Raw genomic sequence first — 22,934 nt, forward strand, 5'->3', positions numbered from 1 at the left:
AGTGCCCACATTGCCCACGGTGCCCGCCGTGCCGGTGCGGCCGGCCGTCAATCCTCGAACGCCAGCCACGCGTGCACGATGCTCGCATGCGCGGATGACGCCATGCCGAACGCGGCGGCCAGCCCGGCGACCCACAGCGCGAGCGGCGCGCGCCGCGTGCCGTCGGCCGACGCCGCGAGCGGGCCGACCAGGCCGGCAATCGCGTGCGATTGCCACAGCAGCAGCACGAACAGCGCGCCGCCGACCGCCGTCGCGACGGCGAACGCGTGGAGCGCGACCGCCGTTCGGCGCAGGAACGGCGCGCGGTGATGGCGCTGGTTCGTCGCGACGATCGCGACGCCGTTCGCGACCGGCACGATCGCCATCGCGGCGGCCCAGAAGAACGGCTGGTCGCTGGACGGATTGATCAGCAACAGCGTGCCGATGGTCCAGAACGGCGGCGCGAGCAGCGTGAGCGCCACCCACGACAGCATCTGCCACGCGAGCCACGGCGCACGCCAGCGCAGCGGGCGTTGCGCGAGGCGGGCGGCGAACGGGCGTGCGCGGTCCGGGAGCGCGGCGGCGCCGGGCAGGCGTGCCGAGAGCCACCGCGCGAGCATCGTAGCGAGCCACATGGGCGTTTCCCATCGTTGACGTTTTTCTCAATAGCTAGGACGTAACGGCCGGCCGCAAGCCGCAGGATTTCGTCGCATGGCGGCCCCGGATAGACGGGACGCGCGCAATCTGGTGCGAATCTTCAGCGGAATGTCACAAAAACTTCCCGGTTGAGACACGACGATTGTCGGGCCGCGCGAGAACGCGGCGGCCGACGCATCGCAGCGCCGGGCAGAACGACAAGCACACGAAACGGGGGCCACGCACATTCATGCGCAACGTGCCGCGCGAAGCCGGCGCGGAACCCGTTGCGCGCGCATCGTCGGCCGCTCGCCGGCACGGCCGCAACGACGGGCCGGCGGGCCGCATGCAAAAAAATTGCGGCAATGCGCGTCTCGTTCCGTCTAGGTAGGTGTGAGCGGCGACCGGAGGCATCCGGTCGCGGTCACGCGCATTCATTTCATCGGGCGGCGCACAGCCGACAGGATCATGAACGTGGAACAGTTCGACGAAAGCCGATTGACCGGCGACGCAGCGCCGCCAGACGCGGATGCCGCGTCGCCGGTCATCAACCTGCGCGATACGGGGCGTTTCCTGCAGGTGCTCGCCGCGCTCAAGTGCTCGCTCGCAGTGAGTCGCCGTCCGTCCGGCGTCGCGCTGATCGGCGTCGGCGACGATGGCGTCCCGACGCTGTCCGCGTGTCAGCTGCCGCGCTCGATGGGGATGGCGGTGGCCGGCAACCGGCTCGCGGTCGCGACGATGCACGAGCTGATGGTGTTCGCGAACGTGTCGACGCTCGCGCCGCACTATCCGGCCCGTCCCGCGCATTACGACGCGGTGTTCGTGCCGCGCATCGCGTATTACACGGGCGATCTCGACCTGCACGACATGGCGTTCGACAAGCAGGTCGTGCTGGCGGTCAACACGCGCTATTCGTCGATCTGCGTGATCGACGGTTACTTCAATTTCACGTCGATCTGGCAGCCGCCGTTCGTGACCGCGCTGGCGCCCGACGACCGCTGCCACCTGAACGGGATGGCGTTCAGCGACGGCAAGGTCCGCTACGCAACCGCGCTCGGGCAGACCGACACGCCGTTCGGCTGGCGCGGCGGGATGGCCGACGGCGGCATCGTGATGGAAGTGCCGTCGGGGCGCATCGTCGCGTCCGGCCTGTCGATGCCGCATTCGCCGCGCGTGATCGGCGGCCGCCTGCACGTGCTCGAGGGCGGTCGCGGCCGGGTGCTGCAGATCGATCCGCAGACGGGCGCGAAGCGCGTGCTCGCGACGCTGCCGGGCTTCACGCACGGTCTCGCCGAATACGGCGGCGTGCTGTTCGTCGGGCTGTCGAAGCTGCGCGAGAAGCGCGGGCCGCAGGGCCTGCCGATCGAGCGCGAGGCGGACGCGCTCGTCGCGGGCGTCGCGGCGCTCGATGCGGGCAGCGGCGACGTGCTGGGGATTCTGCAGTTCTTCAACGGCGTCGACGAGATCTTCGACGTGCAGGTGATGCCGAACGTGCTGCGCGGCGAGATCCTGAGCCCGCACCAGTGGAGCGAGACGCCGTCGATCGTGACGATGCAGGGCGGCTTCTGGCAGACGCGTCCGCGCGAGCAGGACGAGCCCGCGAATCATGAAAGCTGAGCCGCCGATGAACGCCGATCGCTGCGGGTTTGCCGCGCCTGTTTCGTCATTACCGGTAGACGCGTGCGATCGCAGCGATGCGGGCGATCCGAGTGGCGCGGGCGGCGTGCTGTGGCTCACGGGGCTGTCGGGCGCGGGCAAGAGCACGCTGGCGGATGCGCTGGCCGACCTGCTGCGGCGCCGGGGCCTGCGGGCCACGGTGCTCGACGGCGACCGGCTGCGCGCGGGGCTGAATCGCGATCTCGGATTCTCCGAGCGCGACCGCTTCGAGAACGTGCGGCGGATCGCGGAAGTGGCGTCGCTGTTCGCGGATGCGGGATTCATCGCGATCGTCGCGGCGATCTCGCCGCGCGCGGCGATGCGCGACGACGCGCGGCGCGTCGTCGGCGCGGGCTTTCGCGAAGTGCACGTCGCCGCATCGCTCGAAGTGTGCGAGGCGCGCGATCCGAAAGGGCTGTACCGGAAGGCGCGTCGCGGTGAGCTGCGCGAGTTCACCGGTGTCTCGTCGCCGTACGAGGCGCCGCGTGCAGCGGACCTCGTGCTGGAGACCGGCAGCCGGTCGCTTGCCGACTGCGTGAACGCATTGCTGGACTTCGCGTTGCAGCAGTTCGGCCGAGTCGGCGACAGGCAGCCGGTCGTGCGCGAGACCGAGACCGGCTGACGATGGCGGAAACGAACAGGGCTGGAGCCTGAGAGACTTATTAAGGATGGCTGATAAAAAGTCATCAATTTGAAACAACGCATTGATAGCGGACATACCGAATGTCCGCGTCAGCGCGAGGATGATCCGCGACAGAAAGGGGAATGGCGCATGCCGCCAACAGCAGACCGTAAATCACGCGAGCCGCGGCGGCTCCGACGCCGGTGCCTGGCCGGCGTGGCGCTGGTCGGGGGACTGAGCCTCGCGTCCGGCGCTCGCGCGCAGGAGGCCGGCGCGGGGGCGGCGACGCCGGCGGCGCCGCCGGCGAGCGGCGTGCCGCAGACGTTCGACGTGAACGCATTCATCGTGCGCGGCAACACGACGTTGCCGAGCATCGAGATCGAGAAGGCGGTGTATCCGTTCGAGGGGCCCGGCCGCACGCTGGCCGACGTGAACGCGGCGCGCGATGCGCTGCAGAAGGTGTATCAGGACCACGGCTACCAGTCCGTCGTGGTCGAGCTGCCGCAGCAGCAGGTCAAGAACGGCGTAATCCTGCTGCAGGTGGTCGAGGCGAAGGTCGGGCGGCTGCGCGTCGACGGCGCGAAGTACTACTCGCCGCAGAACATTCGCGACGCGGTGCCGGCGCTCGCGGAAGGCGTCGTGCCGGATTTCAACCAGGCGCAACTGCAGCTCACCGACCTGAACCGCTCGGCGGACCGCCAGGTGATTCCGGTGCTGAAGCCCGGCACGCTGCCGCAGACGGTCGACGTCGACCTGAAGGTCGACGACCACAGCCCGCTGCACGGCTCGCTCGACCTGAACAACGACAGCAGCCCCGGCACGTCGTCGCTGCGCACGACCGCGACCCTCAGCTATTCGAACCTGTGGCAGCTCGGCCACGTGATTTCCGGCACCTACGTGCTCGCGCCGCAGCATCCGAACGACGCGCGCGTCTATGCGTTCTCGTATCTCGCGCCGATCAGGGACACGCGCTGGAGCTTCCTCGCGACCGTGGTCCACTCGGACAGCAACGTCGCGTCGGTCGGCGGCACCAACGTGCTCGGCAAGGGCACGACCTACGGGTTCACCGCGATCTACGCGCTGCCGGCGTCCGACACTTACGCGCAATCGGTGAGCATCGAGATCGACCGCAAGCATTACGACGAGAAGGTGAGCGTCGCCGGACAGTCGTCGACGGTGCCGCTGACCTACGTGCCGGTGACGTTCTCGTACAGCGGCCAGCTCAGCCTGAAGCAGTCGCAGACGTCGTTCTCGGCAGCGCTCGTGACCAACATCCGCGGCATCGGCAGCGACTGGGGCGCGTGGGACAGCAAGCGCTACAAGGCGACGCCGGATTTCGTCTACGGAAAGTTCGACGTGAACCATACACAGCGCTTCAACAACGACATGCAGGCCAACGCACACGTCAGCGCGCAGATCTCGAACTCGCCGCTCGTGTCGAGCGAGCAGTTCGCCGCGGGCGGGATGAACAGCGTGCGCGGCTACCTGCAGGCCGAGGACACGGCCGACAGCGGCGTGATCGGGTCGCTCGAGCTGCGCACCCCGTCGCTCGCGAAATTCCTCGGCGGCGCGATCGGAAGCCGCATCAACGAATGGCGCTTCCATGCGTTCGTCGATGCCGCGCATCTGTGGCTGCTGAGCCCGCTGCCCGAGCAGACGTCGAGCTTCAACCTGCTCAGCGTCGGCGTCGGCACGCGGCTGCAGCTCGCCAAGTACGTGAGCGCCGACTTCGAGGCGGGCTGGCCGCTCAAGGCGGGCGTCTATACGAAGCAATACAGCCCCCGGTTCGATTTCTACGTGCGACTGGGGTTCTGACGGTTTTTTTGATCGTGCCGCGCATCCGCATATCTGCGTATGGGGGCGGCGCATTCGGGGAGTGGATCGTGAAGCGAGTGATGGGGTTACTGTTGGCGGCGATGCTGGGCGTGCTGCCCGGCATCGCGAACGCGTGGTGGCAGAACGACTGGTCGTACCGCAAGGCGATCACGATCGATGCCAGCGCGAAGGGCGCGAACCTGACGGAAGCGGCGGGCCGCGTGCCGCTGCTGATCCGCCTGCATTCGGGCAATTTCCAGTTCGACGGGCTGGCCGACAACGGCGCGGACATCCGCTTCGTCGCCGCCGACGACAAGACGCCGCTCAACTATCACATCGAGCAGTACGACGCGATGCTCGGCGTCGCGCTGGTGTGGGTCGACATTCCGAAGCTGCCGGCCGGCACGGCGGAGTCGATCTGGATGTACTACGGCAACAAGAAGGCGCCGGACGGCGGCAAGCCGGCCGAGACGTTCGACGCCGACACCACGCTCGTCTATCACTTCAACGGCGCGGCGGGCGCGCCGCCGAAGGACGCGACCGCGTATGCGAACAACGCGCAGAACGCGCCGTTTCGCAGCGTCGAGGACGGCATCGTCGGCAAGGGCGCGCAGTTCGACGGCAGCGCGGCGCTGACGCTGCCGGCCAGCCCGTCGCTGAACGTCGCCGCGGGCGGCGGCTTCACGTTCAGCGCGTGGGTCAAGCCGTCGGCGCTCGCGCCGAACGCGCTGCTGTACAGCCGCCGCGACGGCGCGAACGCGCTGTTGATCGGCCTCGACAACGGCGTGCCGTTCGCGCAGGTCGACGGCGCCGCCGGCAGTCCGGCGCCCGTGCGCACGCCGGCCGCCGCGCCGGTCGCCGCGAACCAGTGGACGCATCTGGCGGTGACGGACGACGGCCGCAACCTGACCGTCTATGCGAACGGCAAGCAGGTCGCGCAGGTCGCCGCGCCGCTGCCGGCCCTGACGAGCGCGGCCGCGGTCGGCGCGGACGTCGCGGGCGCGCCGGCCGGCTTCGCGGGCTACGCCGGCGCGATCGACGAGCTGCGCCTGTCGAAGGTCGCGCGCCCGGCCGCCGCGCTCGCGGTCGACGCGCTGTCGCAGGGCTCCGAATCGAAGCTCGTCGCGTACGGCAACGACGAGAAGCAGTCGGGCTTCGGCTTCGGCTACTTCGGCGTGATCGTGCAGTCGGTGACGGTCGACGCGTGGGTGGTGATCACGATCCTGCTCGCGATGGCGATCGTGTCGTGGGTCGTGATGTGGACGAAGGCGCGCTACGTCGGCACGGTCGACAAGGCCAACCATTACTTCGTGCAGCGCTTTCGCGAAGTCGCGGGCAAGCACCTGGTCGGGCTCGCGCACGTCGACGAGCGCAGCGACGACGGCCGCCGCCTGAACCAGTCTTCGCTGTACCGCCTGTACCGGGCCGGCGTGCATGAAATCCACAGCCGCGTCGACGACAACGGCCGCACGGTGATCACGACCGAATCGATCGAGGCGATCCGCGCGTCGATGGATGCGACGCTCGTGCGCGAGAACCAGCGGCTGTCGAAGTCGATGGTGCTGCTGACGATCGCGATCTCGGGCGGCCCGTTCCTCGGCCTGCTCGGCACGGTGGTCGGCGTGATGATCACCTTCGCGGCGATCGCGGCCGCGGGCGACGTGAACGTCAACGCGATCGCGCCGGGCATCGCGGCCGCGCTGCTCGCGACGGTCACGGGCCTGTTCGTCGCGATTCCGGCGCTGTTCGGCTACAACTACCTGCTGATCCGCAACAAGAACGTGACCGCGAACATGCAGGTGTTCGTCGACGAATTCGTCACGCGCCTGGCCGAAGCGCATCGCTCGCCGGATCACGCGGTGCTGGCTGACTGAACGGACGCGGGGAGACCACCATGCAGGTTCAGGACGACGACAAGCCGTACGACGACATCAACATCACGCCGATGCTCGACCTCGCGTACGTGCTGCTGATCATCTTCATCATCATGACGACCGCGTCGGTGCAGGGCATCAAGGTGGACCTGCCGAAGGCGAGCTCGTCCGCCAGCCTCGCGAAGCCGAAGACGAAGGCGATCACGGTCGCGGATTCGGGGCAGATCTTCCTCGATGCGTATCCGGTGACGATGGACGAGCTCGAAAACCGGCTGCGCACCGAGAAGGCGAGCAACCCGGAATTCCCGATCGTGCTGAAGGGCGACGCGGCCGTGCAGTACCAGCGCGTGATGGACGTGCTCGACCTGCTGCGGCGCCTCGACCTGTCGCAGGTCGGCCTCGTGACCGGCAAGGCGAAGCAGGGCGGCTAGGCGATGGAAATGACCTACAACGGCGGCGGGCCGAACAAGGGGCCGGGCCGCTTCGTCAAGCCGGCCGTGATCGTGCTGGCGCTCGCGGGGCTCGGCGCGCTGGTCTGGCATTTCGCGAGCGACACCGCGGGCGTGAAGCGCGCGAGCGCGCCGCAGGTGACGACCGTGATTCCGCTCCCGCCGCCTCCGCCGCCGAAGCAGAAGCCGCCGCCCGAAAAGGTGAAGGACGAGGTGAAGACGCCGGTCGACAAGCCGAGCGTCGCGCCGAAGCCGTCGGAAGCGCCGAAGCCGTCGGACAACCAGCCGAAGCAGATGACGATGAACGCGCCGGCGCAGGCCGGCACGGACAACTTCAACATCGGCGCGGGCGACGGCTCGGGGATGGTCGGCAGCGGCGGCGGCGGCCGCTTCGGCAACGCGAGCTATGCGCAGTACATGGTCTACGTGCTGCAGCGCGCGATCGAGCAGGACAAGGCCGTGCAGGAGGCGGGCGGCGCGCGCTTCGCGGGCAGCCTGAACCTGTGGCTGGAGCCGTCGGGACGGATCGCGAAGGTGACGATCGCGCAGTCGACCGGCGACGCGCGGATCGACGCGGCGGTGGTCGCGGCGGTCGAGGCGCTCGGCAAGGTGGACGAGGCGCCGCCGCCCGCGACCGCGTATCCGGTGCTGGTCCGGCTGCAGGGGCGCAAGCCGGCATGAAGCGGCGCGGTGAGTCATGGGGCGGGCCTGGGGAAAAGGGCTCTGCCGGAAGAGGAATGGAAATTATTCGGAGTACTTTGATGATTCGGAAATCGAATGAACGGGGGAGCGAGCACCGGCGCGGCGCGATGCCCGCGCGCCTGACGCGCGTCGGCGCGGCGGCGCTCGCGTTCGGCGTGAGCTGCGCGCACGCGCAGTCGCTCGACGCGCAGGCCGCGGCGGGCAGCGCGGCGCCGACCGAGAGCGTGGTGATCAACCTGATCAACCTGCTCGTCAAGCGCGGCGTGCTCACGCAGCAGAATGCGACCCAGCTGATCGGCGAGGCGCGCGCGGAAGCCGCGCAGGCGAAGGCCGCGCGCACGACCGGCGGCGCGCGCACGGCGCTCGCCGGCGTACCGATGCCGCCGACGCAGCCCGGCGACGTCGCGGTGCCTTACGTGCCGCAGGTGGTGCGCGAGCAGATCCGCGACCAGGTCAAGCAGGAGGTGATCGCGCAGGCGAGGGCCGAGAACTGGGCGCAGCCGAACACGTTCCCGGACTGGGTGTCGCGCATCACGCTCGACGGCGACTTGCGCGTGCGCGACGAATACCACTTCTACGGCAGCGGCAACGCGAACAACGTGACGAACTTCGCCGCGATCAACCAGGGCGGCGGCTTCGACATCAACCCGAACACCAACACGACGCAGCTGCCGACGCAGAACACGACGCAGAACCGCAACAACCTGCTGCGCTACCGCGCGCGGCTCGGCGTGACGGCGACGCTGTCCGACGAGCTGACGGCAGGCCTGCAGCTCGCGAGCGGCAACGACAACGGGCCCGTGTCGACCACGGCCACGGCGGGCGGCGGCTTCGGCAAGAAGAACATCTGGCTGAACAAGGCGTACTTCGCGTACCGGCCGACGTCATGGCTGAACCTGACGGCCGGCCGCTTCGACAATCCGTTCTTCAAGTCGGACCTGGTGTTCTCCGACGACCTGATGATGGACGGCATCGCCGCGAACCTGCGCCATGCGCTGCCGTGGAACCCGGACGTCACGCTGTTCGGCACGCTCGGCGTGTTCCCGATCCAGTACACGAGCGAGAACTTCCCGTCGAACAGCACCGACAAGGCGGGCAGCGACACGAAGTGGCTGTTCGGCGCGCAGTTCGGCGCGGACTGGAAGATCAACGCGCAGAACCGCCTGAAGGGCGCGGTCGCGTACTACGACTTCCAGAACATGCGCGGCACGCTGTCGTCGCCGTGCGCGCTGTATCTCGGCGCGACGAGCTGCAGCACCGACAACCAGGCGCCGGCCTTCATGCAGGGCGGCAACACGCTGCTCGCGCTGCGCAACATCGTGCAGAACCCGAACCTCGCGCCGGGCATGACACCGCAGCCGCAGCTGTTCGGGCTCGCGTACAACTACCGGCTGCTCGACCTGAAGGCGCAGTGGGATACCGTCGTCGCCGACCGCTTCAAGCTGCGGCTCGACGGCGAATTCGTGCGCAACCTCGCGTACAACGAGAACAAGGCGTTCGGCGCGGCGTCGCTGCCGGTCAACAACTACGAGTCGACGTCGGTGAACGCGACCCGCGCCGACTACCGCAGCGGCCCGAACGGCTTCCTCGCGAAGGCGACGCTCGGCGAGCCCGAGCCGCGCGCGAAGGGGCAGTGGAATTTCTCGATCGCGTACAAGTACCTGCAGCCGGACGCCGTGCTCGACGCGTTCAACGATTCGGACTTCCACCTGGGCGGCACCAACGCGCGCGGCTACGTGATCGGCGCGGCCTATGCGGTCGCGCGCGACGCGTGGGTGTCGGCGCGCTACATGAGCGCGAAGGAAGTGTACGGCCCGCCGGTGTCGATCGACGTGCTGCAGCTCGAGCTCAACGCCCGTTTCTGACCGGAGCCGCGGATGAAGACCACGCAACATGCGATCGTCGCGGCCGGCCTCGCCGGTGCGCTGCTGCTGGCCGCCGGCGGCGCCGGCGCGCAGGGCATCGAGGACAAGCTGCGCAGCCAGCTGCGTTCGACCGTGCAGGAGCTGCGTCAGCTCCAGAACGGCCAGGCGCAGTTGCAGGCGGACAAGACGGCCGCCGAGCGGCAGCGCGACGACGCGCTCGCGCAGCTGAAGGCGGCGCAGGCGCAGCTCGCGGCGGCCAAGGGGCAGTCGGGCGGCGAAGCGGCCGCGAAGCGCGCACTCGCGCAGGAGCGGGCCGTGCGCGAGCAGGATGCGCAGGCGCTCGCGAAATACAAGGCGTCCTACGAGGATCTGTTGACCGTGTCGCGTGCACGCGATGCGCAGCATACGCAACAGCAGGGCGAAATCCGTGCGCGTGACACGCAACTGCAAACCTGCCAGGCCCACAATGCGGAGCTGTATCGCGTGGGCCGCGAGATCCTCGATGCGTACGAGCATGTCGGCATCGGCACGCTGTTCGCGTCGCGGCAGCCGTTCGCGGCCGCTGCGCGCGTGAAGTACGACGACCTCGCGCAGCGTTACGGCGATGCGCTGTATGCGGGCAAGTACGACCCGGCCGCGCGTGCGGCGAACCCGGCAAGCGCGCCCGCGGCGGCGTCCGCGCCTGCCGGCGCTCAGTGACGGAACGGGCCTTCCGTCGCGCGGGCGACCCGATCGATTCGTTGAAACAAGGAAGAGAGCCATGCTGGACAGCAAGATTGAAGCGTCGGGCGACCGCCCGGCACAGGACGCGCTGATCGATGCGATCGGCGTCGACGCGCTCGCGGACGTGTTCCGCAATGCGGGCTACCGCGTGACCGCGACCGAGCAGAACGGCGCGGTGCAGCTGATGAGCGCGAGCCAGGGCGTCGGCTTCGCGGTGCGCTTCGGCAACGCCGCGCCGCCGCAGGGCGAGGCCGCAGGTGCGTCGATTGCGCGCTACCTCGACTACACGCTCGGCTGCGTGCTGCAGGTGCAGGGCGACCTGCCCGCGCAGCTGGTGGCCGACTGGAACCGCACGAAGCGCTTTGCGCGGCTCGCGAGCCACGGGCCGTTCCTTGCGCTGGAGATGGACGTGATCGTGGCGGGCGGGGTGTCCGTGCGCTACCTGCGCTCGACGATCGAGTTGTGGGACCGCATGGTCCAGGAGTTCCTGCTGCATTTGCGCAACCGGCCGGCGTTCGCCGAGCAGGAAGCCGCCGCGCGCGCGGGTAGCGACCCGGAGACCGACGACGCGGGGCAGGGTCGCGCGGAAGCCGCCGCGCAATGACCGGCGCCGGCCGGATCGGCGCGGCGCTGCGTGCGCTGCTGACGCGCGGCCGGCCGGCGCAGCGCGGCCCGGTGGCGGTCGGCGACGCGCCGGCCGCGTGGGCCGACTATGCGCAGCGCGTCGCGCAGCGGCTCGCAGCGGCGCTCGACGGCACGGACGCGGCGGCATCCCGCTTTCGCGCGCAGCTCGAACGTGATGCGGCGCGCAGCGAGGACGACGAGAACGGCGACGCGCCCCCGGCGCTGCGGCTGAAGGCATGGCTCGACCGGCGCGGCAACGTCGAGCGGGTCGAGAGCGCGCCGGCGTTCGCGCCGGACGTCGCCGCGGACCTGCGCTCGGCGCTGGTCGGCCGGCGGGTCGGCGCGCCGCCGCCGCGCGGGATGACGCAGCCGGTGGTCGTGCGGGTGCGCGTTGCGGTTCAGGACAGCAGTCAGACAGGACAGGAACGATCGTGAAGAACTTTGCAACGATGATGGGCGGCCTGCTGCTGAGCGTGCCGCTGATGGCGGCCGCGCAGGACGACGTGATCGCGAACGGGCCCCAAGCGTCGGTCACGCAGTCGGATATCGCCGCGCTGCTGAAGGCGGCGGGCGACGAAGGGCGCGCGCGGCTCGCGGCCGATCCCGCCGCGATGGATCAGGTCGTGCGCGCGACGCTCGCGCAGAAGGCCGTGCTCGCCGAGGCGAAGGCGAAGGGCTGGGACAAGCAGGCCGACGTGCAGTCGGCGATCGAGCAGGCGCGGCGCGACATCGTCGCGCGCAGCTATCTCGCGTCGGTGAATGCGCCGCCGGCGGACTATCCGTCCGACGCCGAAATCCAGTCCGCATACGACAAGAATCGCGCGGCGTTCACCGTGCCGCGCGCGCTGCGCGTCGCGCAGATCTACGTCGCGGTCGCGCCCGACGCGGACGCGGCGACCGTCGACAAGGCGCGCAAGCAGGCCGCGGACCTCGCGAACCGCGCGCGCGGCGGCGACTTCGCCGCGCTGGCGAAGGCGAATTCGCAGGACGCCGCGAGCGCCGCGAACGGCGGCGACCTGGGCTTCGTGCCCGAGACGATGCTGCTGCCCGCGGTGCGCCAGGCGGCCGACGCGCTGAAGACGGGCCAGGTGTCCGCGCCGATCCGCACGGCCACCGGCTTTCACGTGGTGAAGCTGATCGACACGCGGCCGGCGGCGCCGCGTCCGCTCGCGGACGTGAAGGAGCGCCTGCGCACGATGCTGCGCGCGCAGCGCACGCAGCAGAACGCGCAGGCGTATCTCGCGAAGCTCGGCGGCGACGCGCCGATCAACGAAGACGCGCTGAAGAAGGCGCTCGCCGCCGCCCGGTAGGCATCCTCATGACCGTCACCCGTTCCGCACCGAAACCGGCCGCGCCCGAGCCACGCAGCCCGGCGCCCGCGCGCACCGTTGCCGCCAACGCGTGGCCCGGCGCGCCGGGCGTGCTGCCGTCGCACTGTCCGCTCTGTTTCGGCACGCTCGAGCCGATGCCCGGCATGCCGGGCCGCGCGCGCCATCGGAGTGCACGGTGCTCGGCCCAGTGCGTGCTGACGACCCGCCAGTACCAGCCCGACGAGATGGCGGTGCACGGCGGCCGCGACGCGCGGGTGTCGGCGCGTCATCGCGAGCGCTTCGTCGCGAACTGGGAGCGGCATTACGCGCTGGTGCGGCGCATGTGGCCGGCGTTCACGATCGCGCGCTTTACGGCGGTGCTGGCCTGCGCGGACGTGCAGGACCTGTGGTCGTACCCGTCGCTGCGCGACGACGACCTCGCGTCCGTGCTGCTCGTGCTGGCCGGTTTCATGCGGATGCCGGGGGCGCACGAGCCGGCCGATGCGTCGGCCGGCGGTCCGGCTCGCTGGGTGCGGTTCTGGTTCGACGCGAGCGTGCGGGACGTGGGGGATCTGTGGACGGCGGGCGCCGATGCGCCGCGATTCTTTCGCGTCGACTACCGGGAACCGCAGGCGACGCCGTTTCCGACCGGCGCTCAGGTGCTGGCGTGGCAGCAGATCGGCGGCGTGCGCGACGCATGGGCGCAGCAGCAGCGCGCACTCGTGCCGGCCGTCGAGCCGGCCGGGCGCGCGGCGTTTGCGCGTTTCGTCGCCCGCGCGAAGCGGCACGACACAATCTGACGACGGCCGCGACGAGGCCGCGAGCACGGGAGGAAGCAGGCATGGGCGAATGGCGGAAGTGGAGCGTGGCATGGGGTTGCGCGTTGCTGGCGGGCGCCGTCCATGCGCAGGCTGGTCGGCCGGCGGCGGCGGGCAGCCAGCCGGGTTCGGCGGCGAAGCCGGTCTGCGTCGATGTGGAAGTAAACGGCGAGCGCGCGCTGTCGTACGACTGCCTGAGCGCGCAGCTCAAGCCGAAGGCGACGCCGCAGGCTGGCGCGTCGCAGACGGCCGCGGAGGGGCTCGCGACGGCGCCGTCGAACCGGCTCGGCACGTTCAACCTGTCGACGGAGCGCAACCGCTTCGGCACGAACTGGGGCAAGTCGGCGACGCCGCAGCGCCCGGCGCAGCCGGTCGCGGTGCCGCCGAAATGAGCGGACGCGCGTCGTTCGCGCGTGAAACGACGAGGATGAGGATCGTGGAATCGGGTATCTGCAGTCGGGCGGGCGTGACGCTCGCGATGCTGGGCGCGATCGCGCTGAGCGGCGCGGGCGATGCGGACGGATTGGCCGTCGCCGCCGAACGGCCGGCGCAGCCGGCGCTCGCCGCGATGCCGTTGGCCCCCCCTGAGGCGGCCCTGCCGAACTTCGCCGCGCTCGTCAAACGGTATGGCGCGGCGGTCGTCAACATCAGCGTCACGCGCGAGGTGACGCAGCTGGGCATCCAGCTCCCGCCGGGCATCGGGCCGGACCATCCGCTCGCGCCGTTTCTCGCGCGCCGCGTGATCGGCAACCGCGAGGAGGTGAGCCTCGGCTCCGGGTTCATCGTCGGCGCGGACGGCGTGATCCTGACGAACCGGCACGTGGTCGGCGACGCGGCCGTGGTCGACGTGAAGCTGACCGACAAGCGGCAGTTCAGGGGGCGGGTGATCGGCAGCGATCCGCTGTCCGACGTCGCGGTGGTCCGGATCGACGCGCGCAACCTGCCGACGGTCGTCACCGGCGATCCGGCGCGCACCGAGGTCGGCGACTGGGTGATGGCGATCGGTTCGCCGTACGGGTTCGCGAACACGGTCACGCAAGGCATCGTCAGCGCGAAGTCGCGCTCGCTGCCCGGCGAGCGTTACGTCCCGTTCATCCAGACCGACGTGCCGATCAATCCCGGCAGTTCGGGCGGGCCGCTGTTCAGTCTCGACGGCCGCGTGATCGCGATCAACTCGATGATCTATTCGAAGACCGGCGGCTATCAGGGGCTCTCGTTCGCGATTCCGATCGACCTCGCGCTCGACGTGAAGGACCAGCTGCTGCGCACCGGCAAGGTCACGCGCGGACGGCTGGGCGTCGCGCTGCAGGAAGTCAGCGATGCGCTCGCGCGTTCGTTCGGCCTGCCGAATCCCGACGGCGCGCTGGTCACGATGGTCGAGCCGGGCGGGCCCGGCGCGCAGGCCGGGCTGCAGGCCGGCGACGTGGTGCTCGCGATCGACGGCAAGCCGGTCGCGGATTCGGCGGACCTGCTCGGCACCGTCGCGGGCATGCGGCCCGGGCATCGCGCGGATCTGCTGGTGTGGCGCGCGGGGCAGGCGAGCCGCGTGCAGGCGACGGTGGGGGCGTTCGACAGCGGCGTCGCGTCGAGCGGCGATGCGCAGGCGCTGGCGCGATTCGGGCTCGCGCTGCGTCCGGCGAGCGAGCAGGAGCGGCGGCAGCTCGGCGTGAGCCAGGGGCTCGTGATCGAGCAGGCGAGCGGCCAGGCCGCCCGCGCGGGGTTGCGGGCCGGCGACGTCGTACTGTCCGTCAACGGTGCGCCGGCCGCGAACGCCGGCGCGCTGTTCGGCGAGCTGGACCGTGCGCGCGGCGCGATCGCACTGCTGGTGCAGCGCGGCGGCGCGCGGCTGTACGTGCCGGTCGATCCGGGCTGACGGCGGGAGCGGACAGGCACAAAGGAATCCTCATGAAGCGAAACCAGAGGTATCGCGCGCGCGGCTGGAGCGCGGCGCTCGTCGTCGCATGGGCGCTCGTCGCGAGCGCGCCGTCGCGCGCACAGACCGCCGACGTGCCGCAGCCGTGGATCAGCTACGCGCAGCTCGCGGGCCGGCAGTTTCAGGCATGGCTCGAAGCCGACGGCGACGCGGCCGACCGGCTGCACCGGCATCTGGAGGATCGTGTGCTGCGCGCGAGCGCCGATGCGCCGCCGCCCGCGATCGTCGTGCGCGCGTGGATCGGCGCGAGCGGCGCGGTCACGCGCGTCGAATTCGCGACGCTCGGCGACCCGAACGCGGACGCCGCGTTGCGGCAGCTGCTGACCGCCGGGCCGCTGGCCGAGCCGCCGCCGCCCGACATGCGCCAGCCGCTGCGCGTGCGTCTGCGGTTGACGCCGAATCCCGACGCGCCGGCCGCGGCTTCCGGGGCGGCGGCTCCATGACGGGCGTGGCGCGATGACGATCGTGTTGATCCTGGTCGTGCTGGCGATCGGCGTGTTGTTCGGATTCGCCGCGCATGTGGACGCGCTGACCGGCCGGATCGGCCGGCAGCCGGCACGGGTGCAGCTCGAACGCTTGCGCAGGGAGGCGGTTGCGCTGCGGGCGGCGCTGCGGCGCGCATGGCAAGCGGCTTGCCGGGCGAACGCGCGCGCCGGCGCCCCGCGGCTTGGTGCAACGGGGAAGTGAGCGGGGGGATACGAGGCGCCGACGCCCGGACAATGCCGGCGCTTATCGCAATAAGATATGACGTTATTGCGTTGGCGGGATGACGACGACCCTCTTCCTCTCTTCCCCAAAAGGAACCGACCATGGAACTCACTCAATTGGGCTCGCAAGTCGCCCAACTCGGCTTCGCCGAACGGCAGAAACAGGCGCAGGCATTGATGTACGGCATGGCCAACATCACCGAGTACGTTCCCAGGGGCGTCTGCTACGACGCCGCCGCCTTCGTCAGATACCTGCTCCAAGGTCATGGGCTCATCACGCCCGGCATCTTGCTCGACACGACGGGTCAAAACTGGCGGCCGCGGTTCAACTTCGAGGCCGGCAATCAGTGGGACGGGCGGGCGAGCATTCCGGCGGGCACCGCGGTCGGCTTCTCCCGGGGCGGCAATGTGTTTCATGCCGCGATAGCCGTCGGAGGCAGCAGAATCCGGGCCGTGAACGGAGGGCGTTTGGGGAGCGGATGGCTGTATGCGGTGGACCTCGCGCGCGTTCTTGCCCCCGGTGACGACGGCACCTTCCTGTACGACAGGACGAACATTCGGGTGCACCTGTCGCGCCTGTAGACGACCGGGCGAACCTGCGTCGAATCGACGAAGGGCCGGGCCGCGAAAGGCCGAGCCGCGCTCATCCAGTCCCGGTCGTCCGGCGATATCCGCATGGCGTCGCGCCGTCTATCGCTGATATCCTCTCGATCGTGTCTGACTATTCAATGGATCGTGGCGACGCGTGCCGCGTCCCGGCGATGCCCGCGGGTGCAAACCGGGGCGCGCGCTGAGGTAGCATGGCTGAATCTCCACGCTGATCCATGACCTGTTTCGTGATCGATTTCCTTTCGTCCATCTGCGCATGGACAACCCAACGATGAGCGGCGCGACCAAACCCCCTGCCGCGAAGGCGCGGCCGTCGCGCCGGGCCGCGGCCGAGCACGACGCGCCGGAACCCGTCGCGGCCGACGACGACGAGCCGGCCGGCGGCGCGTCGTCGTATCTGGTGCCGGGCCTCGAGCGCGGCCTGCGGATCCTGGCCGAGTTTTCCGCGCGCGAGTCGGTGCTCGGCGCGCCCGAGCTGTCGAAGCGCATCGGCATTCCGCGCACGACGACGTTCCGCCTGCTGCAGACGCTCGAAGCGCTCGGCTTTCTCGAACGCGTGAACGGCGACCGCCATTTCCGGCTCGGCGTCGGCGTGCTGCGGCTCGGCTTCGAATACCTGAATTCGCTCGAACTGACCGATCTCGGTACGCCGGTGCTCGAACGGCTGCGCGATACGACCGGCCTGTCGACGCATCTGCTGATCCGCGACCGGCGCGACGTCGTGTTCGTCGCGAAGGCGCAGAGCCATGCGTCGATGTTCGGCTCGGTGAAGGTGCACGTCGGCACGCGGCTGCCCGCGCACGCGACCGTGCACGGCCACGTGCTGATGGGCGACCTCACGCGCGATGCGCTGCGCCAGCTGTATCCGGAAAAGCGTCTCGAGCAGTTCACCGAGCGCACGCCGGGCACGGTCGACGAGCTGTACGAGCGCGTGCGCCACTATGCGCGGCTCGGCTACGCGGTCAGCGAGGCCGCGTTCGAAGCCGGCATCTCGGCCGTGACCGCGCCGGTGCGCGACCATTCGGGCTCGATCGTCGCGGCGATCACCGCGACGGTGCCGCGCTCGGAGATCGGCGAGGCCGGCGAGAAGGAGCGCCTCGTCGAAGCCGTATGCGGCGCGGCGGTCGACCTGTCGCAACGGCTCAACTATCGTCCGCTCGAAAGCGATCCGACGTTCGCGCACGCGCGCCACAAGGTCGCGATGTTCTGATGCGCGGGCGGCGCGGCCGCACCGCCCGCCGCGTTCAGGCGTCCGGCGCGGGAACGCCTCGCACGAGCATAGTGCGAGCGTGTCCACGCCGGCGTGGCGATCCCTCGAAATTTCCTGAAAATGATGAACAAGACCAAACCCGTCCGGCGTTTTTCGATGATCCGGGAATTCCATCTGGCTGACTGGTTCACGCTCGGCAACGCCGTCTGCGGCACCAGCGCCATTTTCTCGATCATCTCGTACATCGCCACCGAAGATGTGCTGCACGTGTACTACGCGGCCGGCCTGATCGTCGCCGCGCTGATCTTCGACATCCTCGACGGCAGGATCGCGCGCTGGCGACAGAAGTCGTCGGTGCTCGGGCGCGAGCTCGACTCGCTCGCCGACGTCATTTCGTTCGGCGTCGCGCCGGCCGTCATCGGCTACGGGTGCGGGATGCGGGGGATGGTCGACCGGTTCCTGCTCGTCTACTTCGTCGCGTGCGGCGTGTCGCGACTGGCGCGCTACAACGTGACGGCGGAAGCGCTGTCGCAAGAAACCGGCAAGGTGACGTACTTCGAGGGCACGCCGATTCCGACCTCGATCGTCATCGTGCTGATGCTGGCCGTCGCCACCTATTACGGCGGGATCGGCCCGGCCATGTGGCTCGGCGAGGTCACGCTGCACGGCGCGGTCTTTCATCCGCTGACGCTGGTGTTCGGCTTGTCGGGCTCGCTGATGATCAGCCGGATCCGCATTCCGAAACCCTGACGGCCCGCAGCCGCTCCGGCACGCGCGGCCGCGCGCGAGCGCGCGACGCACGGCCGCGTCAGAACGAGTGGTGGATCCCCGCCAGCACGACGACCTGGTTCGCCGTGCTCGACACGCCGGCCGTGAAGAACGCCGCCTTCGCGCCGCCCGACGCGTGCTCGACGAGCACGTTCGCATAGAGCTGCGTGCGCTTGGACAGCGCATAGATGTCGCCGAGTTCGAGCTGGGTCCAGCGCCGGCCCGACAGCGTCGACGTCGCCGCGCCGCCCGCGATCGTGTTGAACGGGCTGGTGCGGTAGTTCACGCCGGCGTCGTAGCTCTGGAACGTGTCCGAGCGGCCGTTCGACTGCATCTTCGTGCGCGTGTACAGCCCGTGCACGAGGAAGTCGCCGATCTGGTACGACGCGCCCGCGCCGATGTTCTCCACCTTGCTCGCGAGATAGCCGTTCGCGGTGTTCTGCCCCTGGAAGTTAGCGATCCCGGTCTGGCCGATCAGGATCGAGCGGTCGTGCTCGCTCGAATAGACGGCCGACGCCTTGAACGGCCCGTTCGCATAGTTCAGCGCGACGCCGACTGACTTGCCGGTCGAGAAGTTCGTCGTGTTGCCGAGCGCCATCACAGCCGCGGCGCTGAAGCCCGCGACACTCGGCGAGCGGTACTTGACCGCGTTGTTGTACGGCACGTTGCCGGTCGCGGCGAGGCCGTCGATGTTGCCCGGATGGAACGCGTACCAGCTCGCCGCGAGGTACGCGGTGCTGAGCGGATCGAGATAGTCGAACGACAGCGGCGTCTGGCGGCCGAGGGTCAGCGTGCCGTAGCGCGCGGAATCGATGCCGACCCACGCGGCGCGGTTCCAGATCGTGTTCGCGGTCGCGAACTGGCCGTTGTTCGTATAGAAGCCGTTTTCGAGCTGGAAGACCGCCGACAGGCCGCCGCCCAGGTCTTCCTTGCCCTTCAGCCCCCAGCGGTCGGGCTGCGTATTGCCCTGGATCATCGCCCACTTCGCGTGGCCGCCGACGTTGTTCACATAGGCGACGCCCGCATCCGTGCTGCCGTACAGCGTCACGCTGCTCTGCGCCCACGCGCCGGACGCGACGCCGAACCCGACGACCGCCGCCGCTACCGCTTGCTTGACCATTTGATCTCCTTCCTGATGCTCTCGCTCGAATGAATACGGGGGCGGGGTGCGCGCATCGGCCGACCTGCCTGCCGCGCACATCCACCGCAAGACGGGCATTCTTATGTTCCATATAAGGAACAATGTGCCTCTGGTGGAATGAAGTATAGGGCGACGGGAAACGCGGAAAAAAATAAATTTATCGGGCCGGAGCAGCGGCCGGAGATGGCCGGCGTTGCCGGCGCGCATCCTGACGTGGCCCGCAAATCCGCGAAACATAAGCAGATTTCCGAGGACGCAAGCTCGTCTCGGCAATTGCCGACCTATTGGTCGGTGTTTTCCCTAGGACGCGCGGCTTTTTATTTTTCTTCCGGAAAGTCGCTCCTATAATCACCATCCATAAACTGCTGTTCCGGATATGGAACAAACTAAGCGTCGATCAGAAGGAAGGGTGACAGATGTCTGAACAATGGATTTGCGCCGGGCACGCCGGCGCGCTGTCGGAAGACACGCCGATCGAGTTCAAGCGGACCGACGGCGTCGAGATCGGGATCTACCGCGTCGGCGACGAGGTGTACGCGCTCGAAAACGTATGCCCGCATGCGTATGCGCTGCTGACGCAGGGCTTCGTCGACGACGGCACCGTCGAATGCCCGTTGCACGAGGCCGTGTTCGACATCAGGACGGGCCAGTGCCTGAAAGGGCCGGGCGGGCGCGCGCTGAAGCAGTACGCGGTGCGCCTCGCCGGCGAGGAAATCCAGATCAAGGTGGAGTAACCGATGAAAGAAGCGACCGTGAACTTCAATCCCTTCCTGAAGCCGTGGGTGGCGCCGCAGCCGAACAACGTCGCGGGCAAGGGGCAGATCGAGATCCCGGGCCAGGTCGAGAACCGGATCTGGCAGACCCGCAAGGCCGAGCCGACGCAATACGAGAACGATCTCGGCGACGCGCTCGAACGCGTGTTCGAAGCCGGCGCGACCGAGCTGGACGACGTCGTCGCGGGCCTGAACCGCATCGGCTTCCGCACGCCGGACGGCGCGCCGTGGACCGCCGAGCGCTTCCGCGCCGAGCTGGCCTCGCTCGCGGAATGAGCGCACGCCTGGCCGACCCGACGACAACCGATTCCGGAGCACACTGATGACGTCCCCCGCACAACCTGCATCCCAACACGACCCGGTCCGCGACTATCTCGACCGCGGCATCAAGAACTACTGGTATCCCGTCGCGCCGAGCTGGCAGGTGTCGAACGCGCCGGTCGGCCTCACGCGCCTGAATGAACAGATCGTGCTGTGGCGCGACCAGGACGGCCACGTCCATGCGCTCGAGGATCGCTGCCCGCACCGCGGCGCGCGCCTGTCGCTCGGCTGGAACCTCGGCGGCAACCTCGCATGCTGGTATCACGGCGTCGAGGTCGACGGCAGCGGCACGGTCAACCGCGTGCCGGCCGTGTCGAACTGTCCGCTCGAAGGCACGAAGTGCGTGAAGTCGTATCCGGTGCAGGAACGGGCCGGCGCGATCTTCCTGTGGTTCGGCGACGACGCGCATGCCGAGCCCGCGCCGCTGAACCTGCCGGAAGAGCTGGTCGCCGGCGAGTACGCGCACTTCCTGTGCATGTCGAACTGGAAGTGCAATTACCAGTACGCGATCGACAACGTGATGGACCCGATGCACGGCGCATACCTGCACGCGACGTCGCACTCGATGGCCGAAGGCGACAAGCAGGCCGACATGCGCGTGCGCAAGACGGAAACGGGCCTGGTGTTCGAGAAGACCGGCCAGCGCGACGTGAACTTCGACTGGGTCGAGCTCGGCGAAACCGGTTGCCTGTGGATGCGCCTCGCGATCCCGTACAAGCAGAAGTTCGGCCCGGGCGGCAACTTCGGGATCATCGGCTTCGCGACGCCGGTGGATAACGACCACTGCCAGGTCTATTTCTGGCGCACCCGCAAGGTCAGCGGCTGGCAGCGCGACGTGTGGCGCTTCATGTACCGCAACCGCCTCGAAGGCCTGCACTGGGACGTGCTCGAGCAGGACCGCTACGTGCTCGAAAGCCTCGCGCCGAACGCGCGCGATCACGAATACCTGTACCAGCACGACGTCGGCATCACGCGCGTGCGCCGGATGCTGCGCCAGCGCGCGCAGGAACACCTGTCCGCGCTCGACGCGCATCGCACGGCGCACGCCGCGTCGGAGTCCGCTCATGGCTGACCAGGCTCCGGTCGTGTCGCTCGCCGGCCGGCGCGTGCTCGTCACCGGCGGCGCGCGCGGTCTCGGCGCGGCGTTCGTGAAGGCGCTCGTCGCCGCCGGCGCGCAGGTCGCGTTCGGCGACGTGCTGGCCGACGAGGGCCGCGCGCTCGCCGCGCAGCTCGCGGCGCAAGGCCACGCCGCGCATTTCTTCGCGCTCGATCTCGCCGATCCGGCCAGCGTCCACGCGTTCGTCGCGCAGGGCGCGGCGGTGCTCGGCGGCATCGACGGCCTGATCAACAACGCGGCGATCACGAACTCGGGCGGCAAGCTGTCGACGGAGCTCGACGTTGCAACCTGGGACGCGGTGATGAACGTCAACGTGCGCGGCCTGTGGCTCGCGAGCAATGCGGCGCTGCCGTACCTCGCGCTGTCGGGGCGCGGCGCGATCGTGAACCTCGCGTCGGACACCGCGCTGTGGGGCGCGCCGAAGCTGCTCGCGTACGTCGCGAGCAAGGGCGCGGTGATCGCGATGACGCACGCGCAGGCCCGCGAATTCGGCGCGCACGGCGTGACGGTCAACGCGATCGCGCCGGGCCTCACCGAAGTCGAGGCGACCGCCTACGTGCCGGCCGAGCGCCACGCGTATTACCAGCAGGGCCGTGCGCTGACGCGCGCGCAAGTGCCCGGCGACGTGACGGGGCCCGTGCTGTTCCTGCTGTCCGACGCCGCGCGCTTCGTGACGGGTCAATTGCTGCCGGTGAACGGCGGCTTCGTAATGAACTGATTTTCACTCTGGATGAAGGAGATGACGATGGCGGACGCCGATCTCGATCGCAAGTCGTGGGATCAACCGGAAAGCGCGAGCTTTGCCGACTGGATGGAAGGGCGCGTCGCGCGCTATGCGACGCGGCGCTACGACTGGGACGCGCTGAAGTTCCAGGCCGACTACGACCCGAAGTATCGCCGTGCGCAGATGCGCTACGTCGGCACGGGCGGCACGGGTGTCGCGAAGGACGTCAACACGGTGCCGGCCGGCAACTTCACGTTCTCGACGATGGTGATCCCGGCCGGCAACATCGGCCCGAGCCACATCCACGTCGACGTCGAGGAAATCTTCTTCGTGCTGCGCGGCAAGATGAAGGTGATCTGCGAGCGCGACGGCGAGACCTGGGAAGCGATCCTCGGCGAGCGCGACCTGATTTCGGTGCCGCCGGGCGTGTACCGCACGGAGATCAACATCGGCGAGGAAGACGCGCTGATGTGCGTGATGCTCGGTTCGCCGAAGCCGATCACGCCGACGTATCCGCCGGATTCGCCGCTCGCGAAGATCAAGCGTTGAGCGCAGGAA

26 protein-coding genes are annotated in these 22,934 nt (G+C 69.3%); 24 read left to right on the top strand and 2 right to left on the bottom strand.

Annotated elements, in window-relative coordinates; translation table 11 throughout:
• Positions 1 to 47: 47 nt before the first annotated feature.
• A complete protein-coding gene (locus HWX31_RS03585) occupies positions 48 to 614 on the bottom strand; it encodes a hypothetical protein (protein ID WP_174965096.1) in 567 nt (188 codons plus the stop codon).
• A gap of 469 nt (positions 615 to 1,083) precedes the next feature.
• Here HWX31_RS03585 and HWX31_RS03590 point away from each other — a divergent pair, with 469 nt between their 5' ends.
• The 19 genes from HWX31_RS03590 to pssA all read left to right on the top strand — a co-directional run bounded on the left by HWX31_RS03590 (position 1,084) and on the right by pssA (position 18,282).
• A complete protein-coding gene (locus HWX31_RS03590; RefSeq protein ID WP_174965095.1) occupies positions 1,084 to 2,232 on the top strand; it encodes a TIGR03032 family protein in 1,149 nt (382 codons plus the stop codon).
• Positions 2,222 to 2,893, top strand: a complete 672-nt coding sequence (gene cysC, locus HWX31_RS03595) for an adenylyl-sulfate kinase (RefSeq protein ID WP_244143636.1) — start codon at positions 2,222 to 2,224, stop codon at positions 2,891 to 2,893. The genes HWX31_RS03590 and cysC overlap by 11 nt, the downstream gene beginning before the upstream one ends.
• A gap of 150 nt (positions 2,894 to 3,043) precedes the next feature.
• On the top strand, positions 3,044 to 4,708 hold the full coding sequence (locus HWX31_RS03600; protein WP_174965094.1) for a ShlB/FhaC/HecB family hemolysin secretion/activation protein: 1,665 nt from the start codon (positions 3,044 to 3,046) through the stop codon (positions 4,706 to 4,708).
• An 80-nt stretch (positions 4,709 to 4,788) separates the two neighbouring features.
• Positions 4,789 to 6,582 carry a DUF2341 domain-containing protein gene (locus tag HWX31_RS03605; RefSeq protein WP_244143637.1) on the top strand — a complete coding sequence of 598 codons (1,794 nt, stop codon included), beginning with the start codon at positions 4,789 to 4,791 and terminating at the stop codon, positions 6,580 to 6,582.
• A 20-nt stretch (positions 6,583 to 6,602) separates the two neighbouring features.
• Positions 6,603 to 7,013 carry an ExbD/TolR family protein gene (locus HWX31_RS03610; RefSeq protein ID WP_042588204.1) on the top strand — a complete coding sequence of 137 codons (411 nt, stop codon included), beginning with the start codon at positions 6,603 to 6,605 and terminating at the stop codon, positions 7,011 to 7,013.
• A 3-nt stretch (positions 7,014 to 7,016) separates the two neighbouring features.
• Complete coding sequence (locus tag HWX31_RS03615) at positions 7,017 to 7,712, top strand: TonB C-terminal domain-containing protein (RefSeq protein WP_174965092.1); 696 nt, start codon at positions 7,017 to 7,019, stop codon at positions 7,710 to 7,712.
• 80 nt (positions 7,713 to 7,792) lie between these two features.
• Positions 7,793 to 9,598 carry a putative porin gene (locus HWX31_RS03620; protein ID WP_174965091.1) on the top strand — a complete coding sequence of 602 codons (1,806 nt, stop codon included), beginning with the start codon at positions 7,793 to 7,795 and terminating at the stop codon, positions 9,596 to 9,598.
• Positions 9,599 to 9,610: 12 nt separating this feature from the next.
• A complete protein-coding gene (locus HWX31_RS03625) occupies positions 9,611 to 10,297 on the top strand; it encodes a hypothetical protein (protein WP_174965090.1) in 687 nt (228 codons plus the stop codon).
• Between the two features lie 61 nt (positions 10,298 to 10,358).
• Positions 10,359 to 10,925 (top strand): YbjN domain-containing protein, encoded by a 567-nt coding sequence (locus tag HWX31_RS03630; RefSeq protein WP_174965089.1) that lies wholly within the window; start codon positions 10,359 to 10,361, stop codon positions 10,923 to 10,925.
• The gene (locus tag HWX31_RS03635; RefSeq protein ID WP_175933869.1) at positions 10,922 to 11,380 is read left to right on the top strand and encodes a hypothetical protein; all 459 of its coding nucleotides are present in this window, start codon (positions 10,922 to 10,924) and stop codon (positions 11,378 to 11,380) included. The genes HWX31_RS03630 and HWX31_RS03635 overlap by 4 nt, the downstream gene beginning before the upstream one ends.
• 17 nt (positions 11,381 to 11,397) lie before the next feature.
• Positions 11,398 to 12,255: a peptidylprolyl isomerase gene (locus HWX31_RS03640; RefSeq protein WP_174965084.1), complete on the top strand. Its 858-nt coding sequence runs from the start codon at positions 11,398 to 11,400 to the stop codon at positions 12,253 to 12,255.
• An 8-nt stretch (positions 12,256 to 12,263) separates the two neighbouring features.
• Positions 12,264 to 13,055: a hypothetical protein gene (locus tag HWX31_RS03645; protein WP_244143639.1), complete on the top strand. Its 792-nt coding sequence runs from the start codon at positions 12,264 to 12,266 to the stop codon at positions 13,053 to 13,055.
• A gap of 41 nt (positions 13,056 to 13,096) precedes the next feature.
• Positions 13,097 to 13,465 carry a hypothetical protein gene (locus HWX31_RS03650; RefSeq protein ID WP_059650869.1) on the top strand — a complete coding sequence of 123 codons (369 nt, stop codon included), beginning with the start codon at positions 13,097 to 13,099 and terminating at the stop codon, positions 13,463 to 13,465.
• Positions 13,466 to 13,509: 44 nt separating this feature from the next.
• Entirely contained in the window at positions 13,510 to 14,946 is a 1,437-nt protein-coding gene (locus HWX31_RS03655; protein ID WP_415493494.1) for a Do family serine endopeptidase, read from the top strand.
• Between the two features lie 32 nt (positions 14,947 to 14,978).
• The gene (locus tag HWX31_RS03660) at positions 14,979 to 15,449 is read left to right on the top strand and encodes a YbaB/EbfC family DNA-binding protein (RefSeq protein ID WP_174965051.1); all 471 of its coding nucleotides are present in this window, start codon (positions 14,979 to 14,981) and stop codon (positions 15,447 to 15,449) included.
• A 13-nt stretch (positions 15,450 to 15,462) separates the two neighbouring features.
• Positions 15,463 to 15,693: a hypothetical protein gene (locus tag HWX31_RS03665; protein WP_174965052.1), complete on the top strand. Its 231-nt coding sequence runs from the start codon at positions 15,463 to 15,465 to the stop codon at positions 15,691 to 15,693.
• Positions 15,694 to 15,815: 122 nt separating this feature from the next.
• Positions 15,816 to 16,295 carry a type 6 secretion system effector deamidase TecA gene (gene tecA, locus HWX31_RS03670; RefSeq protein WP_174965053.1) on the top strand — a complete coding sequence of 160 codons (480 nt, stop codon included), beginning with the start codon at positions 15,816 to 15,818 and terminating at the stop codon, positions 16,293 to 16,295.
• Between the two features lie 283 nt (positions 16,296 to 16,578).
• Entirely contained in the window at positions 16,579 to 17,532 is a 954-nt protein-coding gene (locus tag HWX31_RS03675; protein WP_415493497.1) for an IclR family transcriptional regulator, read from the top strand.
• 123 nt (positions 17,533 to 17,655) lie between these two features.
• Positions 17,656 to 18,282, top strand: a complete 627-nt coding sequence (pssA, locus tag HWX31_RS03680) for a CDP-diacylglycerol--serine O-phosphatidyltransferase (RefSeq protein ID WP_174965086.1) — start codon at positions 17,656 to 17,658, stop codon at positions 18,280 to 18,282.
• Positions 18,283 to 18,340: 58 nt separating this feature from the next.
• Here pssA and HWX31_RS03685 read toward each other — a convergent pair whose 3' ends face one another.
• Positions 18,341 to 19,420 carry a porin gene (locus HWX31_RS03685; protein ID WP_174965054.1) on the bottom strand — a complete coding sequence of 360 codons (1,080 nt, stop codon included), beginning with the start codon at positions 19,418 to 19,420 and terminating at the stop codon, positions 18,341 to 18,343.
• A gap of 437 nt (positions 19,421 to 19,857) precedes the next feature.
• Here HWX31_RS03685 and HWX31_RS03690 point away from each other — a divergent pair, with 437 nt between their 5' ends.
• From HWX31_RS03690 to HWX31_RS03710, 5 genes are read left to right on the top strand one after another with little or no spacing between them, the layout of a single operon-like run.
• A complete protein-coding gene (locus tag HWX31_RS03690; RefSeq protein WP_017329029.1) occupies positions 19,858 to 20,175 on the top strand; it encodes a non-heme iron oxygenase ferredoxin subunit in 318 nt (105 codons plus the stop codon).
• A gap of 3 nt (positions 20,176 to 20,178) precedes the next feature.
• Positions 20,179 to 20,490 (top strand): recombinase-like helix-turn-helix domain-containing protein, encoded by a 312-nt coding sequence (locus tag HWX31_RS03695; protein WP_174965055.1) that lies wholly within the window; start codon positions 20,179 to 20,181, stop codon positions 20,488 to 20,490.
• A 46-nt stretch (positions 20,491 to 20,536) separates the two neighbouring features.
• Positions 20,537 to 21,607, top strand: a complete 1,071-nt coding sequence (locus HWX31_RS03700; RefSeq protein ID WP_059615831.1) for an aromatic ring-hydroxylating dioxygenase subunit alpha — start codon at positions 20,537 to 20,539, stop codon at positions 21,605 to 21,607.
• Complete coding sequence (locus HWX31_RS03705; protein WP_174965056.1) at positions 21,600 to 22,370, top strand: SDR family oxidoreductase; 771 nt, start codon at positions 21,600 to 21,602, stop codon at positions 22,368 to 22,370. The genes HWX31_RS03700 and HWX31_RS03705 overlap by 8 nt, the downstream gene beginning before the upstream one ends.
• 27 nt (positions 22,371 to 22,397) lie before the next feature.
• Entirely contained in the window at positions 22,398 to 22,925 is a 528-nt protein-coding gene (locus HWX31_RS03710) for a cupin domain-containing protein (RefSeq protein ID WP_059612750.1), read from the top strand.
• The last annotated feature ends 9 nt before the right edge of the window (positions 22,926 to 22,934 follow it).

Origin of the sequence: Burkholderia ubonensis, assembly GCF_902833085.1 — a bacterium.
GTDB classification, from domain to species: domain Bacteria; phylum Pseudomonadota; class Gammaproteobacteria; order Burkholderiales; family Burkholderiaceae; genus Burkholderia; species Burkholderia ubonensis.

Bases quoted from the DNA above. Each gene is read 5' to 3' on its own strand.
- HWX31_RS03585 (WP_174965096.1), bottom strand. From the start codon at position 614: ATGTGGCTCGCTACGATGCTCGCGCGGTGGCTCTCGGCACGCCTGCCC.
- HWX31_RS03590 (WP_174965095.1), top strand. From the start codon at position 1,084: ATGAACGTGGAACAGTTCGACGAAAGCCGATTGACCGGCGACGCAGCG.
- cysC (WP_244143636.1), top strand. From the start codon at position 2,222: ATGAAAGCTGAGCCGCCGATGAACGCCGATCGCTGCGGGTTTGCCGCG.
- HWX31_RS03600 (WP_174965094.1), top strand. From the start codon at position 3,044: ATGCCGCCAACAGCAGACCGTAAATCACGCGAGCCGCGGCGGCTCCGA.
- HWX31_RS03605 (WP_244143637.1), top strand. From the start codon at position 4,789: ATGGGGTTACTGTTGGCGGCGATGCTGGGCGTGCTGCCCGGCATCGCG.
- HWX31_RS03610 (WP_042588204.1), top strand. From the start codon at position 6,603: ATGCAGGTTCAGGACGACGACAAGCCGTACGACGACATCAACATCACG.
- HWX31_RS03615 (WP_174965092.1), top strand. From the start codon at position 7,017: ATGGAAATGACCTACAACGGCGGCGGGCCGAACAAGGGGCCGGGCCGC.
- HWX31_RS03620 (WP_174965091.1), top strand. From the start codon at position 7,793: ATGATTCGGAAATCGAATGAACGGGGGAGCGAGCACCGGCGCGGCGCG.
- HWX31_RS03625 (WP_174965090.1), top strand. From the start codon at position 9,611: ATGAAGACCACGCAACATGCGATCGTCGCGGCCGGCCTCGCCGGTGCG.
- HWX31_RS03630 (WP_174965089.1), top strand. From the start codon at position 10,359: ATGCTGGACAGCAAGATTGAAGCGTCGGGCGACCGCCCGGCACAGGAC.
- HWX31_RS03635 (WP_175933869.1), top strand. From the start codon at position 10,922: ATGACCGGCGCCGGCCGGATCGGCGCGGCGCTGCGTGCGCTGCTGACG.
- HWX31_RS03640 (WP_174965084.1), top strand. From the start codon at position 11,398: ATGGGCGGCCTGCTGCTGAGCGTGCCGCTGATGGCGGCCGCGCAGGAC.
- HWX31_RS03645 (WP_244143639.1), top strand. From the start codon at position 12,264: ATGACCGTCACCCGTTCCGCACCGAAACCGGCCGCGCCCGAGCCACGC.
- HWX31_RS03650 (WP_059650869.1), top strand. From the start codon at position 13,097: ATGGGCGAATGGCGGAAGTGGAGCGTGGCATGGGGTTGCGCGTTGCTG.
- HWX31_RS03660 (WP_174965051.1), top strand. From the start codon at position 14,979: ATGAAGCGAAACCAGAGGTATCGCGCGCGCGGCTGGAGCGCGGCGCTC.
- HWX31_RS03665 (WP_174965052.1), top strand. From the start codon at position 15,463: ATGACGATCGTGTTGATCCTGGTCGTGCTGGCGATCGGCGTGTTGTTC.
- tecA (WP_174965053.1), top strand. From the start codon at position 15,816: ATGGAACTCACTCAATTGGGCTCGCAAGTCGCCCAACTCGGCTTCGCC.
- HWX31_RS03675 (WP_415493497.1), top strand. From the start codon at position 16,579: ATGGACAACCCAACGATGAGCGGCGCGACCAAACCCCCTGCCGCGAAG.
- pssA (WP_174965086.1), top strand. From the start codon at position 17,656: ATGAACAAGACCAAACCCGTCCGGCGTTTTTCGATGATCCGGGAATTC.
- HWX31_RS03685 (WP_174965054.1), bottom strand. From the start codon at position 19,420: ATGGTCAAGCAAGCGGTAGCGGCGGCGGTCGTCGGGTTCGGCGTCGCG.
- HWX31_RS03690 (WP_017329029.1), top strand. From the start codon at position 19,858: ATGTCTGAACAATGGATTTGCGCCGGGCACGCCGGCGCGCTGTCGGAA.
- HWX31_RS03695 (WP_174965055.1), top strand. From the start codon at position 20,179: ATGAAAGAAGCGACCGTGAACTTCAATCCCTTCCTGAAGCCGTGGGTG.
- HWX31_RS03700 (WP_059615831.1), top strand. From the start codon at position 20,537: ATGACGTCCCCCGCACAACCTGCATCCCAACACGACCCGGTCCGCGAC.
- HWX31_RS03705 (WP_174965056.1), top strand. From the start codon at position 21,600: ATGGCTGACCAGGCTCCGGTCGTGTCGCTCGCCGGCCGGCGCGTGCTC.
- HWX31_RS03710 (WP_059612750.1), top strand. From the start codon at position 22,398: ATGGCGGACGCCGATCTCGATCGCAAGTCGTGGGATCAACCGGAAAGC.